Source organism: Serratia sp. NPDC087055, assembly GCF_044900985.1.
Lineage (GTDB): Bacteria > Pseudomonadota > Gammaproteobacteria > Enterobacterales > Enterobacteriaceae > Serratia.
Window position 1 is genome coordinate 421,065 of record NZ_JBJDOG010000001.1, and the last position, 14,936, is coordinate 436,000.

Below are 14,936 nucleotides of genomic sequence, written 5' to 3' on the forward strand. Positions count from 1 at the left end.
GATGCGGCGGGAGGCAGGCGGATGCCAATATCAATTCACAGCAACAGGTTAGCTGAATATGGGCGAATAGAATACGGGGAAAAGAAAAAGCAGCGTTCGCATTTACTCCCGGGGGATTTGCTGCAGGGGGCGAATACATTCGCCCCGATTAACGCGGGCGCCGCATGCGGCGCCCTTACAAGGTGATGCTCAGGAGGCGGGGGCGGTTTGTTCTATCTTCAGCGACACCAGGCCAATGCCCAGTTTCTTCGGGGTAAAGCCACCACTGGCACCTTCCTGCGGTTCAGTCGGCGTCGGTGGCGTGATACTGATGTTCTGTGCGCCGCCGGGGTTGTCGAAGCGCAGGGTTACGGTGGTGTCCTGCTCGGTGAGCGTCACAAACTGTTCCTGCTCGCCAACGCGCACGGAGATCGGCTCGCCAACGTTTTTACCGTAGGCGCGAGCGCGTAGCACCAGATCGAAGGCGGGCGGCAGAGGGTCGACATAATCGATATTCACCGCCGGTGCCAGATTGGCATCTGACCAGCGGCCCCAGTCTTCAACGCTGGAAACCCCGGTGATGGCCTTCACGTATTCCGGCATGCCCGGCAGCATAAATGCGATGGCATCTGCCTGATATTTAACGGCGGCATCGTCCACATTCAACCGTTCTATGGCGCGTTGATAAGCGGCAACGCTGTCTGCTTCTGGCCCGCTAAAGTTGACCTTGCCGCGGTAGTTCCCCCCTTTGGCCTGTACGATCTGCGGCGGAGCGGCCAGATTGCCTGATGCGACACAGGTTTCGGTGCTCAGTGCCATTTCAGGTGCCCATACCCGGCCAATTTCATAACATTTGTCGACCCAAACGAATTTTTCACCTGCGCCCAAGCCAGCAAGCTGCTTTTTCAGCGGCGTGGACAGATAAACGTTAAACATCGGCTCAATTTTGTTATCTGCCACTTTCAAGATAAATGGCACCTTAAAGGTGATACCGGAGAAGGTAAAACTGTTGCCTTGGTTACCCAGGGTGAAGTTGTCAATGCGGTTTGGGAAGCCCCATTGTTTCACTACCGCCGGTTTCCAGGCGTTGATCTTCTCATCGATATTCATGAAAACAGTAGACAGCGTTGGGCTGGAGAAGCTGCTGCGGCCTAGGCCTATGTAGTTATCGCCGCCCATCACGTCCAATACTGTGGCGCCGTTATCCAACGTGCTGCGTTTTTCGTTATGCAGCGCGGTCTGTGGGCGAGTGCCGTCAATGATAAAGAACAGGTTACGGCGTTTCTGTTTGGTCAGAACGTCATAGGCGGTGTTATTCATCGCCAGATGATCCGAAGACACCACGATGACGGTGTTTTTGAAATAGTCGGATGCCTTGATTTTATCGATCAGCGCCGCGATATGCTGCTGGCTACAGGCTACCGCGCTTAATGAACGGTTCTCTTTGTTCTGCCAGCTGAATGTGTTTTTGCTGCAACTGGCGGAGATAAACCCGTCCGGGTGATGGGTGTCGACGGTCAGTGCAAACAGTGAAAACGTTTTATTCTGCTTAGACAGTTCAACAAATTTGTCGAACACCACATCCAGAACGGTATCGTCGTACCAGCCCCAGTCATTTTTGTAACTGGGATCGCTGACCTGCCCACGCAGTTCTTTGAAGCCGTAGGCATGATCGAAACCGTGCGATTTCAGAAAGGTGTCTTTACCGGCGAAGGCCAGATCGGCGCCCTGATAAAAGTAGTTATCATAACCGGCGGACTTCAGTACATCGCCCAGACAGACGTTTTCCGGGTAAAAGGTAGACACGGCGCTGGAGGCGTTACCGTCGAAAGGGGCAAACAGCGGGATGCCACACTGTGAGGCCACCATGCCGGCAATGGTATAACCGGTGCCTGGCAACTGTTGGGTGTTGCTGAAGTCGATGCTGTTTTCACGATGTTGGTTCAGTTCGTCAGCGAGGCCGGGGAAAAGTTGCTGATCGAAGTAGGTTCTTTCCAGGCTCTCTGCATAGATATACACCAGGTTCGGCGCTTTGCCCTGTACGCTTCTTTTGGGGGCTTTGTAATAGGTATCAAAATCGCTGGTGTCCCCGCTGATCTGGCTTCTGACCAGTAGGGAGATATCCTGAAAGGCGGGAGTAGTGCCGACGGAAAACAAGGCCAGCAACACGGCGATCACACTGTATACCACACTGCTGCTTTTCGCTTTGCGTCGCACCAGGCTCCAGGTGAGTACGGCGAAGATCAGCGCCAGTACCGCCAACAGGCCGATAAACGGCAGCAGGTATTTGCCGACGCCGGCACCTTTCAGGCTGCTGGTGAGGGTGTAAATTACCGCGTCGGTGATGCCGTCACCGGTAAAGTAGTTGCTGGCGATCAGGACAACGTTGAGGATCAGATAGCTGCCCAGCAGCGTCAGCAGAGTGGCAAGCCACCAGCGGTTGGCAGCGCCCCGGGTCCGGTAGATTAAAATTGAGGCGATAAAAAGTGCAAACGAGATTAATGCTGAAACCATCCACCGTACCCTGTCTGATTAAAAAGAAAAACTTTAGTGCTCTGGTCAACGCCGCTGACCGCTGCCGCCGCGAGAAAGAGGAGGGTATAGCGCATTGAAACCGTCAGAGCAATGCGTGTTTGCATCGCTCTGCTGGGTCAGAGTGTGATTGGCGATTTTTGTGACAATAGTGTGACACTAATCACGCCAGCGAAAAGGGAAGGGCATCATAGAGAAGGGCGCAGTTCATAGGCTGCGCCCGATAACGGCTTAATGCAGTTCCACCGCGTATTGTTCCACGGGGGTGATTTTCTTGATCAGCTTGTTGTCGAACAGGAATTGTTCGTAGGCTTGATAGCGCGTTTTATCCAGCTTGGCCGGATCGCGGGCAAACAGCGGCAAGCTGGCTTGCCATGCCTGTTTGTTCAGCGCGGTATTCAGTTCCGGATGGGCTTTGGCGAATGCTAGCCAGCTTTCCTGCGGATGGGCGTGCAGGTAATCGCCGCCTTTTTTCAGTGCCGCGAGGAATTTTTTGATTTTCGGCTCAGTGACGGTGTCGCGATTGGCGACGATGATCAGTTCGTCGTAGGCGGGGACGCCATAGTCTTCCACGTTAAACACCACCGGGTCTTTCCCCTGTAACTTCAATTCCAGCGCTTCAATATTGCGGTACCCGCCGATCACCGCATCGACCTGGCCTGCCAGCAGGGCGCTGGTCAGTTGGAAGTTAACGTTAATCAGTTTGGTGTCATTGGGGTTGAGATGCTCATGTTCGAGCATGGTTGCCAGCGTGGCCTGTTCAATGCCGCTGACCGAATAACCGATTTTTTTGCCCTTAAGCCCTGCCGGGGTGGTGATGCGCTTATCCAGCGTAATAACGGTATTGAGTGGCGAATTAATCAGGGTTCCTATGCGCACCAGCGGCAAGCCCTGGTCAGCGAAGAAGTGCAACTGCGGTTGATAGGTGATGGCAAGATCGGCCTGTTTTGCCGCCACCAGACGTGGCGGTAGCGCCGGGTCGGAAGGTGGCACTATCTTGACGTCGAGGCCCTCGGCCTTGAAGGCACCGATCTGATCGGCCACCATTATCGGCGCGTGATCGGGGTTGATATACCAATCGAGCACCAGCGTCAGTTTTTCAGCGGCGGTTGCTTGCCCGGCCAGCGTAGCGCCGAGCAGCAGCCCGCAGAGGGTCTTTTTAATCATGGTTGGTTCCTTATTATCAGTTATTTTCAGGTGCCCAATCGATCAGGTGCAGCAGCAGCGCGTCCACGGTCACCCAGAGCAAGACGGTCATCAGCACCAGAATAAACAGCGCGGCAAAACAGACGTCAGTCTGCATGCGCGCATTAGCGTTAAGCATTACGTACCCCAAACCTTCCGCCGAGCCGACCCATTCGCCGATGATGGCCCCTATCGGGGCGACGGCGGCGGCCATGCGCAGCCCGGAACCGAAGGCCGGCAGCGCCGCCATCAGCCGAACGTGCCGCAGTTGGGCCCAGGGTGAGGCGCGCAGGGTACGTGCCAGATCGAGATAGTCGTTATTGACCCGCCGCAGTCCATCAAAGAAGGCGGAGGTTACAGGGAAGAAAATCACCAGTACCGCCATCACCACTTTGGCGCTCATGCCAAAACCAAACCACAGCACCAACAACGGGGCCAACGCAAACACCGGGATCGCCTGACTGGTCAGCACCAAGGGCATCAACCAGCGTTGCAGCCGGGGAGAAAAAATCATGCACAGTGCTAACACGGCCCCCAGCAACACCCCTGCCAGCAGGCCGCAGGCGATTTCTGACGCCGTAATCAACGTGTGAAAAGCGAGATAAGCCCGGTCATTCCAAAGTGCCTGCGCGACCGCAGAAGGTGAGGGCAACAAAAAGGCGGGAATATCACCCAACGTTATCCCTCCCCACAGCAGTAACAGGCCGGCAAATACCGTCAGGCTGCGGCGCATCCGCGACAGGCGGCTTTCACTCAGCGGCTTCATTCGGCGGCCCTCACCAGTTGTAGCAGTAGCTCGCTTTGGCTTTTCAGCAGTTGAGGGTCGTCCGGTGCCCGTGGCGGCAAGCCTTCAATGACATGGCTGTCGTCAATGCCGGCGGGATAGCGTGACAGGACCAGCAAGCGGTGACTAAGGCGGCAGGCTTCCATCGGATCGTGGGTGATCAGTAACACGGTATGCTGCGCAAGCAGATCGGCGGCAAGCTGCTGGATTTTGGCGCGGGTAATGGTGTCCAGCGCCGAGAAAGGTTCATCCATCAAGACGATCGGTTGGCGTTCATACAGCGTGCGGGCGATGGCTGCACGTTGGCGCATGCCACCGGACAGTGCCGCAGGCAAGGCGCTGCCATAACCGCTCAGGCCCACGCGTTCCAGTAAATGTTCTGCCCATGCGCAGTCGACTTTTTCACCCCGCAGCCGTGCACCGAGGCTAATGTTCTGATCAATGGTCAGCCACGGATAGAGCAGATCCTTTTGCCCCATGTAGGCGATGCGTCCTACGATCGGTAAGCCATCGCTGCCGGTGACCGTGCCGGACGTGGGTTTCGCCAACCCGGCAATGATCTTCAGCAAGCTGGTTTTACCCGCACCGCTGGCGCCGAGCAACGCCACAACATTGCCGCCTGCAATATCGAAATTTAGCCGGTCGAAAATCACCTGCTGACCAAAACGCAGGGTCAAATCCCGGACCTGAATTCCTGGTCTGGTCCCCTCATTCGGGGCCTTGCCGATGCTCATTGGGCATTCAGCCCCATTTGCCAGAAGGCAGATTCCAGCCGGGTGGCGGTGGTGAAAATGGTCGACAGTTCGGCCAGGCGGCTTTCAGCCCCACGTTGGTGGCCCACGTTTTCCAGCAGGTCGAGTGCGGCCTGCACCCCAGATAAATAGGCGGGGTCACCATAGTTACGGATCCATGAGGCATAAGGGTTGCCTTCCATCACGGTGGCGGGATCGTTAAGCAGCCGCAGGCCTATTTCGGCATAGCCGGCGACGCAGGGCATCAGAGCGGCCAGCAGATCGAGTGCATCACCGGCGTGGCCTATATCGAGCACATAGCGGGTGTAGTTAAGGGTTTCCGCGGCCTCTGGTTCGGCGGCAATGTCGGGTTCGCTCAGCCCCCAGTCTGCGCAATAGGCCAGATGCAAAGGCAGTTCGGCGACAATGGCATTGAGTGAGGCGGTGGCTGCACGCATCTCCGGCAGAGTACGCAGTTTGCTGACCAGCAGCGCATAGGCGCGGGCAAAGTGAATCAGGAACAGGTAATCCTGTGTCAAATAGCGACGGAATGCCGGCTCAGGTAGGGTGCCTGCGGCCAGTTGCTGAATAAAAGGGTGTTCGACGTAGTCCTGCCAGTGGCGACCAGCCTGCTGGCGCAGCCGTCCGTAAAGACCATTTTCAAATTGAGGGGTAAACATGGGACCTCCAAAAGTGTGTGGAGATCCGGGCGCGCTGAGGTATGAACAGGCAATGACTGATGGTGTTATTGCCGACCCGTCCCTTCGCTGGCATGACCCAGATCAGGTTCAAAGGGTTCGGCTTGCGCCATCTCAGCCCGTAACAGGACACCCCTCGGAGGAGCTTGTTATACGATATTTACTTTTTGATTACAACGGGCGGGCGGTTGCGTTGGGCAACGATGAGGGCATTTTTCGGCAGCCAAAAACGGTTCGTTTAGTGCGATCCCACACAATTTTTCTGGCCTGAGGAGGGGCATTTTTGTCACTGTAACTCGGTCATAATTGAATCTAAGGGCTACTCCTATGAAGAAAATTGGATTTCTCTCGTTTGGTCACTGGACGCCGTCGTCACAGTCGGGTACCCGGTCTGCTGCGGATGCGTTATTGCAATCCATCGATCTGGCCGTCGCGGCAGAAGAGCTGGGGGCGGACGGGGCTTACTTCCGTGTGCATCACTTTGCCCGCCAGCTCGCTTCGCCGTTCCCGCTGCTGGCTGCCATTGGGGCAAAAACGCAGCGTATTGAGATCGGCACCGGCGTGATCGACATGCGCTATGAAAACCCGCTTTATATGGTCGAAGACGCGGGTGCTGCTGATTTGATCTCCGGTGGACGGTTGCAACTTGGGATCAGCCGCGGCTCACCTGAGCAGGTCATTGAAGGCTGGCGTTACTTTGGCTACACGCCTGCAGAAGGCGAGACTGAAGCCGACATGGCGCGTCGCCATACCGACGTGTTCCTCGATGCGCTGCGTGGTGAAGGCTTTGCCGAACCGAATCCGCAGCCGATGTTCCCCAACCCGCCCGGTCTGCTGCGTGTTGAGCCTTTCTCCGTGGGTTTGCGGGATCGGATCTGGTGGGGAGCCAGCTCGAACGCCACGGCAGTCTGGGCGGCGAAACTGGGGATGAACCTGCAAAGCTCAACGTTAAAAAATGATGAGACCGGCGAGCCGTTCCACGTGCAGCAGGCCAAGCAGATCCGTGAGTACCGTGCGGCCTGGAAGGCAGCAGGGCACCAGCGTGAGCCGCGCGTGTCGGTCAGCCGCAGTATTTTTGCTCTGATGAACCAGCAGGATCGCAGCTACTTCGGCAACAGCGGCCAGGATAGCGATCAGGTGGGGTATATCGATCAGCAGACGCGGGCCGTATTCGGCCGCAGTTATGCCGCCGAGCCGGAGTTGTTGATCAAACAATTGGCGCAGGACGAAGCGATAGCCGAAGCGGACACCTTGCTGCTGACCGTGCCGAACCAGTTGGGCGTCGATTATAACGCCCATGTGATTGAATCCATCTTGACCCATGTCGCTCCGGCGTTGGGGTGGCGCTAAACGCCAGAACGCTTCTCAGCGAGAGAAGCGTTGTTGACTTATTTTGTCTTATTTGTATTTTAAGGACATGCATACATTCCTGATTATCGTCCCTGAAGGGGGCATGTTGTTTGAGTCGGCGGGCATCGCCGATATTTTGATGCAAGCCAACCGCTTGAGGCCTGATGACGCGCCGCTCTACCAGATGGCGATAGTCACCACCCAGGCTCACCGGGTGGTGCATGGTTCCTCCGGCTTGAATCTGTTGGCCGATCACCGCCTGGCGGATCTCGAACCTGAGGAGGAACGCGATACCATCATCGTGACCGGCAAAGGGGCGACAGCGGAAGAAAGTGCCTATGTGGTCGATTGGTTGCGTCGCGCAGCCCCTAAAGCGCGACGTGTGGCGTCAGTTTGCGGCGGGGCCATGCTGCTGGCCGAGGCCGGTTTGCTGGATGGGCGCCGGGCAACCACGCATTGGCGACTGCTGGAAACGTTGCAGGCTCGTTTCCCCAAAGTGAAAGTCGAAAATGGGCCGATCTACGTGCAAGATGGCGCTGTCTGGACCTCCGGCGGGGTCAGTTCCGGGTTCGATCTCACCCTGGCATTGGTGGAGGATGATTACGGATTCGTGCAGGCCCGTGAAGTGGCGCAAGATCTGGTGATGTTCCTGCGCCGGCCCGGGGGGCAGGCACAGTTCAGCCGTTATCCATTGAATCAGGCTAAAACGCCCGGTCCGATTCGTGATCTCCAGTCCTGGATCCTGGAAAACCTGTCCAGCGATCTTGGTGTCGAGAAACTGGCAGAACGGGTCGCCATGAGCCCGCGAAACTTTACCCGCGTGTTCACGCGTGAAACCGGCATTTCACCCGCTAAATTTGTTGAAGAAGGGCGCCTGTATCTGGCTCGGCAACGGTTGGAGCAGAGTGCTGAAGGTATTGAGCAAATCGCCATGAACTGTGGGTTTGGCAATGGCCTCAATCTGCGGCGCGTTTTTGAACGGCATTTGCACCTCACACCGACCGAGTACCGCGAACGTTTTCATTCACGCATTTTGGCGTAAATTGATCTATAAACGTCATTTACGACAATGTCTCTCCGGCTTAGATTTACAGCAAAGCCAATAACGAAGGAGTAGAACATGGTCAAAGTAGGCATTAATGGATTCGGCAGAATCGGCAGGAATGTTTTGCGTGCTGCGTTAGGTCGCAGTGACTTTGAGGTTGTGGCGATCAACGATTTGACCGACAGCAAAACCTTGGCGCATTTGCTGAAATACGACTCGCTGTCGGGTACCTTGGCAGCCAGTGTCGAAGCCGGTGAAAACCAACTGCTGCTCGATGGTCGGCCAATTCATGTTTTCTCCGAAAGAGATCCGGGCGCAATCCCATGGAAAAGCGTGGGCGTTGATGTCGTCATCGAAGCGACGGGGTTCTTTACGGACAAAGCCAAGGCCGAAGTGCACATCACGAAGGGTGGGGCCAAGCGAGTGATTATCTCGGCGCCAGGCAAGGACGACGATATAACCATAGTGATGGGCGTTAATCAGGACCTGTACGATCCGGCCAAGCACCGCGTAGTCAGTAACGGCAGTTGCACCACCAACGGTTTGGCCCCTGCGGCGCAGGTGCTGCATCAGGCCTTCGGGATTGAATACGGCCTGATGAATACCACACACGCTTATACCAATAGCCAGGCATTGCATGACCAACCGGAAAAAGACTTGCGTGGCGCTCGCGCCGCAGCAGAGTCGATTGTGCCTTACTCCAGCGGGGCGGCCAAAGCGCTCGGCAAGGTGATCCCTGAACTCGATGGCCGTCTGACCGGTTATTCGCTGCGGGTGCCGGTGCCGGTGGTGTCTATCGTTGACTTAACGGTGACGTTGAAACGCGACGTGACGGCTGAAGAGATCAACGCCGCGTTCCGTCAGGCTTCGCAGTCGGGCCCTCTCAAAGATATTTTGGGCTACAGCGATGAGCCTTTGGTATCGAGCGATTATAAAGGCGACCCGCGCTCATCCATTATCGATGGGCTGTCAACGTTGGTTATCGGTGGCAATCTGGTCAAGGTTTTGGCTTGGTACGACAATGAATGGGGTTTCTCCAACCGTTTGGTTGATCTGGCGGTGTTGATGGAAAAACGCGGCTTGTAGGCTCTAAAAACAGGGGCGCTGCATGCTGCGCCCTTGAGCATACTCAACGGGTTAAATCGGGTCGAACATGTTCGACCCGATTTAACCCTTAAACATATTTGTTAGCAGTATCAACTACAGCTGCGCGATCTGCATTAAATCTTGTTTGGCCCCTGGAGCCACCGCCAGCACCGGCCCACCCCGGAGAAAATGTTCCCCTTCGGTGTTAAATGGATGCGTCCAGCCGCCGGCTTCGTTGACCAGGCAATATCCCGCCAGACAATCCCAGGCATGCATATAAGGTTCGTAGTAACCCACCAGACGCCCTGCTGCAACCCAAGCCAGCATCATGGCACCCGAACCATTGCGGAAGAAATTGCCACCGGCCGCGGTGATCCCGGCGGCGATCTCACCGACGCGTTCAGGCGTCACATAGCTGTTGGCACCAAAACCGGTGACGTGGTTTTGCATCGTGCGTTTTGGGTCTACGCGCAGCGGTTTGCCATTGAGAGTGGCCCCCGCGCCGCGCGCCGCGATAAAACATTCTTGCTGGCAGGGTGCGACGATCACGCCGATCACCGGTTCGCCGTGGTGAATCACGGCAATAGACACACACCAGTTTGGCATACCGTTAACAAAAGGGCTGGTGCCATCGATGGGATCCACCACCCAGGTGTAACCCGACTCACCGGGCTGCAGGCCAAACTCCTCCCCCAAAAAACCGTCCTGCGGAAACTGGCTGGCGATCTGTTCACGGATCAACAGTTCAACTTCGCGGTCAGCAATGGATACCACGTCCTGCGCATCGCGTTTGGTTTCAATCACCAGGCTCTCGCGGCGGTTAAAATAGTCCAGCGCTTTGCTGCCTGCGGCGCGTGCCGCCTGTTCGGCCAACAACAGGCGCTGGGAAATGGGCTCATTCATGTTTGATCCTTAACGTTGTGAGGCTCACTGGGCAATCAGTGCCAACCCCTGAGATTTGAAATCAATGGCCACGCGTGTGGCGGGTGCCAACTGGCGTTCCATCTGAACGTCGACAATAAATAGCGCACCGAGATCGGTCTTCACTTCATATTCAATATGGTCCCCAAGCCAGGTACTGTGGGTTATCTCCCCGCTCAATGCACCATCCTGCTCCGGCTGCAGGGTAATAAACTGCGGGCGCACCGACAGTTGCGCGGTGCCGGGACGTGCTTTGGCACCCGGTACCCGATACTGGCGACTGCCGAGGGTGATCAGCGCCTGACCATCTTCGACGCGCTCAATGTCACAGGGCAGGATATTGGCCTCGCCCATAAAGTCGGCGATAAACACGGAAGCTGGTGAATGATAAAGCTCCTGAGGCGCACCCTGTTGGGCAATATGCCCTTCTTTCATGACGATAATCTTATCGGAGACCGCTAATGCCTCTTCTTGATCGTGGGTGACGTACACCGCAGTGAAACCAAGGCGCTGCTGCAAATCACGAATTTCAGTGCGGACACGGCGGCGCAAACGTTCGTCAAGGTTTGATAATGGCTCGTCGAGCAGCAACACCTGCGGTTCCAATACCAGCGCACGCGCTACGGCAATACGCTGCTGCTGTCCGCCAGAGAGTTCGGCGGGGAGACGTTGGCCCATCTTTTCCAGACCGACCAGTGTGAGCCCTTCGCGTGCCCGGTCCTGCGCTTCTTTACGCGGCAGACCGCTGGCAAGCAGGCCATACATCACGTTGTCCAACGCGTTCATATGTGGGAACAACGCATAGGATTGGAACACCATTGCGACGTCGCGTTCGTTGGCGGGCAGGTGCGTGACGTCCTTGCCGCCGATCAGAATACGGCCAGAGGTTGGATGCTCCAGGCCTGCCAACAGGCGCAGGGTAGTGGTTTTGCCACAGCCAGACGGACCGAGCAGTGTGACCAGCGTGCCAGGTTCGACGGTGAGTGACAGGCCGGGTACGGCGGTGAAATCGGCAAATTGTTTGGTGACGTTTTCAAACACCACCGAGCCGGAACGAATGGCAGTCATACGGCATTCTCCTGATGTAGAGCCGGTGGAGGCGTCACCGGCGGTGTGGCAATACGGATTGCGCGACGCAGGCGGCGTTCGCCGACCAGTAACTGGAAGGTGAGGATCACCGCCAGCATCACAACGATAAGCACCGAGGAGTAGGCGATAGCCACGCCGTATTCCCCATTTTCGACCAACCCAACGATGTAGGACGTGGCCATGTTGTACTGGGCGCTAACCAGGAAGATCACCGCGCTGATGGAGGTAATGGCGCGCACGAAGGCATAGACCAGAGCCGCGCTGATCGCCGGTTTCAACAGCGGCAAAATCACTTTGCGCAGGGTGCGGAAACTGCTGGCGCGCAGTGTCAGTGAGGCTTCATCCAGGCTACGATCCAGCTGGCTCATGGCGGCAATGCCACCGCGCACACCCACCGGCATGTTGCGGAACACAAAACAGGCGACCAGAATCAGGGCGGTGCCGGTGATCTCCAGGGGGGGCAGGTTGTAAGCCATAATGTAACTGACGCCGATGACCGTGCCGGGAATGGCAAAGCTGAGCATCAATAAAAACTCAAAGGTTTGGCGACCGGCAAATTTCTGGCGCACGATCAGCCACGCAGTGAGCAGGCCAACGATGGCGGTGAGCGGCGCGGCGATCAGCGCGATTTCCAGCGTCGTCCAGAATGAGTTCCAGGCGACACCGGTCCAGACTATCTGGCCACTGTTCCACTGGAAGCCAAAGGCGCGCGCGTAGTGGCCCAGCGTCAGGCTGCTGTCGAGCCCCCATGACTGGACGAAACCGCCGATCAGGATCATGCCGTAGATGACCAGCGTGAACAGGCCCCAAGGGATCACCAGCGCGTATACGCCGTAACGCAATCCACGCGGCAGCCCGCAATGCATCCCGGAATCCCCTTTACCGGTCACGGTCGCGAAGTTTTTCCCCGTTAACCACAGGCGTTGCAGAATAAAGGCGCTAAGGGTGAAGCACAGTAGGATGATGGCCAGCACCGCGGCACGGCTCGGATCGTTCTGTGCACCCACCACCGAGAAGAAGATCTCGGTCGACAGCACACCGTGACTGCCGCCAAGCACCATCGGATTACCAAAATCCGCCATGCTTTCGATAAAGCTAATGAGAAAAGCATTGGCCAGACCGGGTGCCATCAGCGGCAGTGAAACATAGCGGAAGGTGCGCCAGCGGTTCGCACGTAGCGTTTGCGAAGCCTCTTCCAGCGAGGGGCTGACCCCTTCCACCACGCCAATCAGCACCAGGAAGGCTATAGGGGTGAAGGACAGTACCTGGGCAATCCAGATACCGGTCAGCCCGTACAACCAACGGCCGGGCTCAATGCCAAACAGGCTGGCGAGCAGTTCGGTGACGACGCCAGCGCGGCCAAACAGCAGCATCAGCGCCAGGCCAATCACAAAGGGGGGCGTAATGATTGGCAGGACGGTGAGTAAGCGCAGTCCTTTCTTGAATGGCAACGGCGTGCGCGTAGCCGCCAGCGCAAAAGCCAGACCGAGCAGCGTGGAACCGCTGGCCGTCATGAGCGCTAACGTCAGGGTACGCCAGGCGGTTCCGCAGCTGCCACCTTTCAGGCAACTGAGGCTCCAAATCGCCGGGTCTTGCATATTGGCGATCAGGCCATCGGGTTTAAAGGAACCGTCCACGTCCTGCACGGAAGCGACAAACATGCTCAGCACCGGGTAAAGTACAAAGGTGGTTACCAGTGCGACCAGCAGCACAATGGCCGCGACCACAAAAGCATCGCCTTTCAGGACGCCGCGTTCGGCGAGCGCAAAAGAGAACAGCAGCAGAAAGGCGGTGATGAGCAAAATAGCACCTGCGCCAAACGCAGGTTGGCCGTCGCTGAGCGCCCCAAACAGATATTCGCTCCATTGCCAATTCCAGCCGCTGTAGCCGATGGCATGGCCTTCAAACAGCAGAAAAACGACGCCGACAGCACTGGCACACAGCAGTAATTGTGAGCGCAAGCGGCTCACTGGCAGCACACGCGCCAGTGCGCAAACCAGTAACATCAGCAAGGCAATGGTCAGCCAGGGACGCTGAAATACCAGAATTTGCCACAGTGCCGGTGCGCTTGCCTGATCCTGCCACAGCGTACTTAGCCAGCCAAAGTCGAAGAACCCGGCTTCCAGGCTGTACCAAGGCAGTAGCAGCAATGCCAATGCGCCCAGCACAAGAGCCCCGTTAAGGCGGCGGTTTTGAGCATTCATCGTAACCTCGAGAGTTCATATTTCCTTCACCCTGCGTTACACGGGCGAGTGTTGCCTCGCCCGGCCTATTGCAGAGCGCATAACATGTGTAAGGAAAAGGACGTGAATTATTGGGCGCTGGCGCCGATCTCTTTATCCCAGCGGCTGAGCAGTGCTTTGCGTTTATCTGTCGCACCGTAGGTTTTGAAGTCGTAATCGATCAGTTTGATGTTCTCAAAACGTGGCGCATATTCGGAAATCGCCGCGTTGCGGTTAGAAGGCAACTGGAAAGATTTGGCATCTTTCATATGTGACTGTGCGTCCGCACTGAGCGCCCAGTCGTACCACACCTTGGCCTCACTGAGGTTACGTGCGCCTTTGACGATAGACATTGAGCCAATTTCAAAACCGGTGCCTTCGCAAGGCGCGACCGCTTTGATCGGGAAACCATCGACCTGCATCGCCACGGCATCATGCATAAAAACGATGCCGATGGTTGTTTCACCGCGCGCGGCAGCTTTCACGGGGGCCGAGCCAGATTTGGTGTACTGCGAGATATTGGCGTTGAGTTTTTTCAGATAATCGAAGGCCGGTTCTTCCCCCATGATTTGCACCAGTGTGGCGAGGGTGTTGTAGGCGGTACCGGACGAGTTCGGGTTGGCCATCTGGATCTCGCCTTTATAGGCCGGATCCAGCAAATCGCTCCAGCAGGCGGGGACCTTGAGCTTTTTATCTGCCAGTAGCTTGGTGTTGTAACCCCAACCCAGCGCCCCGGCGTAGACGCCAACGGTACGGTAACCGGCACTTTCGGCCTGTTTGCGCGCCCAGTCGTGCTGTTGATCAAGCAGTGGGGATTTATAGGGTTGGGTTAAGCCTTCGTCGGCGGCCTGCATGTGCGGATCGCCCGTGCCGGCCCACCACATATCGGTGCGCGGGTTGCGGGCTTCGGTACGAATACGCGCATAGGCTTCGCCAGCGGAAAGGCGCACCATGCTGACTTTGATATCCGGGTGTTGTTTCTCAAAAAGATTGGTCATCTGTTCGCAGACCACAACATCGGCGGAGCAGATCATGTTTAATTTCCCAGCGGCGAAAGCAGGTGAAGCAGAGAGTGCAGAGCCAGCGGCGAGAGCCGCTATCAGAGTAACGCGATGCATGGTGTTCTCCTTGGTTGTGTAGGGTGGCGATACGTTGTCGCCTATTTTTTTTGCACGTGTGTGCAAATAACTAGAGGATAAAAATTGTGCTGTCAATCGCGTGATGAAACAATTCAACCTTTGCGTCACAAAAATGAAACATTTTAACCGATAAAAATTTGCACAGCTTTGCAAAGTACGGCAAACTTTTCTCAGA

General features: G+C 56.5%; 12 protein-coding genes and 1 riboswitch. Of the genes, 3 read left to right on the forward strand and 9 right to left on the reverse strand.

Going from position 1 to position 14,936, the window contains the following annotated elements; all coding sequences use genetic code 11:
• Nucleotides 1-189 precede the first annotated feature (189 nt).
• The 5 genes from opgB to tenA form a co-directional block, all read right to left on the reverse strand.
• The gene (gene opgB / locus ACI2J2_RS01925; RefSeq protein ID WP_404759301.1) at nt 190-2,493 is read right to left on the reverse strand and encodes a phosphatidylglycerol--membrane-oligosaccharide glycerophosphotransferase; all 2,304 of its coding nucleotides are present in this window, start codon (nt 2,491-2,493) and stop codon (nt 190-192) included.
• A gap of 249 nt (nt 2,494-2,742) precedes the next feature.
• On the reverse strand, nt 2,743-3,678 hold the full coding sequence (locus tag ACI2J2_RS01930; protein ID WP_404759302.1) for an ABC transporter substrate-binding protein: 936 nt from the start codon (nt 3,676-3,678) through the stop codon (nt 2,743-2,745).
• Between the two features lie 16 nt (nt 3,679-3,694).
• Nucleotides 3,695-4,462 (reverse strand): ABC transporter permease, encoded by a 768-nt coding sequence (locus ACI2J2_RS01935; protein WP_404759303.1) that lies wholly within the window; start codon nt 4,460-4,462, stop codon nt 3,695-3,697.
• Nucleotides 4,459-5,214 (reverse strand): ABC transporter ATP-binding protein, encoded by a 756-nt coding sequence (locus tag ACI2J2_RS01940; RefSeq protein ID WP_209635873.1) that lies wholly within the window; start codon nt 5,212-5,214, stop codon nt 4,459-4,461. Before ACI2J2_RS01940 ends, ACI2J2_RS01935 begins: the two co-directional genes overlap by 4 nt.
• A complete protein-coding gene (gene tenA / locus ACI2J2_RS01945; protein WP_209635870.1) occupies nt 5,211-5,891 on the reverse strand; it encodes a thiaminase II in 681 nt (226 codons plus the stop codon). The genes ACI2J2_RS01940 and tenA overlap by 4 nt, the downstream gene beginning before the upstream one ends.
• A 62-nt stretch (nt 5,892-5,953) precedes the next feature.
• Nucleotides 5,954-6,056, reverse strand: a riboswitch (TPP riboswitch).
• A 180-nt stretch (nt 6,057-6,236) separates the two neighbouring features.
• Here tenA and ACI2J2_RS01950 point away from each other — a divergent pair.
• From ACI2J2_RS01950 to gap, 3 genes are all read left to right on the forward strand, one after another.
• Entirely contained in the window at nt 6,237-7,259 is a 1,023-nt protein-coding gene (locus ACI2J2_RS01950) for an LLM class flavin-dependent oxidoreductase (RefSeq protein ID WP_404759304.1), read from the forward strand.
• A 67-nt stretch (nt 7,260-7,326) separates the two neighbouring features.
• Nucleotides 7,327-8,301, forward strand: coding sequence for a GlxA family transcriptional regulator (locus tag ACI2J2_RS01955; RefSeq protein ID WP_209635866.1), 975 nt, complete (start codon nt 7,327-7,329; stop codon nt 8,299-8,301).
• Between the two features lie 78 nt (nt 8,302-8,379).
• Nucleotides 8,380-9,390: a type I glyceraldehyde-3-phosphate dehydrogenase gene (gene gap / locus ACI2J2_RS01960; protein WP_209635864.1), complete on the forward strand. Its 1,011-nt coding sequence runs from the start codon at nt 8,380-8,382 to the stop codon at nt 9,388-9,390.
• Nucleotides 9,391-9,504: 114 nt separating this feature from the next.
• Here the strand turns inward: gap and ACI2J2_RS01965 are convergent, their stop codons facing one another.
• From ACI2J2_RS01965 to ACI2J2_RS01980, 4 genes are all read right to left on the reverse strand, one after another.
• The gene (locus ACI2J2_RS01965; protein WP_404759305.1) at nt 9,505-10,293 is read right to left on the reverse strand and encodes an inositol monophosphatase family protein; all 789 of its coding nucleotides are present in this window, start codon (nt 10,291-10,293) and stop codon (nt 9,505-9,507) included.
• 24 nt (nt 10,294-10,317) lie between these two features.
• Nucleotides 10,318-11,379 carry an ABC transporter ATP-binding protein gene (locus tag ACI2J2_RS01970; protein ID WP_209635860.1) on the reverse strand — a complete coding sequence of 354 codons (1,062 nt, stop codon included), beginning with the start codon at nt 11,377-11,379 and terminating at the stop codon, nt 10,318-10,320.
• Nucleotides 11,376-13,604, reverse strand: a complete 2,229-nt coding sequence (locus ACI2J2_RS01975; RefSeq protein ID WP_265554092.1) for an iron ABC transporter permease — start codon at nt 13,602-13,604, stop codon at nt 11,376-11,378. The genes ACI2J2_RS01970 and ACI2J2_RS01975 overlap by 4 nt, the downstream gene beginning before the upstream one ends.
• Nucleotides 13,605-13,711: 107 nt before the next feature.
• Nucleotides 13,712-14,740, reverse strand: a complete 1,029-nt coding sequence (locus ACI2J2_RS01980; protein WP_209635856.1) for an ABC transporter substrate-binding protein — start codon at nt 14,738-14,740, stop codon at nt 13,712-13,714.
• Nucleotides 14,741-14,936: the final 196 nt, after the last annotated feature.

Coding starts and splice junctions, on each gene's coding strand:
- opgB (WP_404759301.1), bottom strand. CDS start 2,493: ATGGTTTCAGCATTAATCTCGTTTGCACTTTTTATCGCCTCAATTTTA.
- ACI2J2_RS01930 (WP_404759302.1), bottom strand. CDS start 3,678: ATGATTAAAAAGACCCTCTGCGGGCTGCTGCTCGGCGCTACGCTGGCC.
- ACI2J2_RS01935 (WP_404759303.1), bottom strand. CDS start 4,462: ATGAAGCCGCTGAGTGAAAGCCGCCTGTCGCGGATGCGCCGCAGCCTG.
- ACI2J2_RS01940 (WP_209635873.1), bottom strand. CDS start 5,214: ATGAGCATCGGCAAGGCCCCGAATGAGGGGACCAGACCAGGAATTCAG.
- tenA (WP_209635870.1), bottom strand. CDS start 5,891: ATGTTTACCCCTCAATTTGAAAATGGTCTTTACGGACGGCTGCGCCAG.
- ACI2J2_RS01950 (WP_404759304.1), top strand. CDS start 6,237: ATGAAGAAAATTGGATTTCTCTCGTTTGGTCACTGGACGCCGTCGTCA.
- ACI2J2_RS01955 (WP_209635866.1), top strand. CDS start 7,327: ATGCATACATTCCTGATTATCGTCCCTGAAGGGGGCATGTTGTTTGAG.
- gap (WP_209635864.1), top strand. CDS start 8,380: ATGGTCAAAGTAGGCATTAATGGATTCGGCAGAATCGGCAGGAATGTT.
- ACI2J2_RS01965 (WP_404759305.1), bottom strand. CDS start 10,293: ATGAATGAGCCCATTTCCCAGCGCCTGTTGTTGGCCGAACAGGCGGCA.
- ACI2J2_RS01970 (WP_209635860.1), bottom strand. CDS start 11,379: ATGACTGCCATTCGTTCCGGCTCGGTGGTGTTTGAAAACGTCACCAAA.
- ACI2J2_RS01975 (WP_265554092.1), bottom strand. CDS start 13,604: ATGAATGCTCAAAACCGCCGCCTTAACGGGGCTCTTGTGCTGGGCGCA.
- ACI2J2_RS01980 (WP_209635856.1), bottom strand. CDS start 14,740: ATGCATCGCGTTACTCTGATAGCGGCTCTCGCCGCTGGCTCTGCACTC.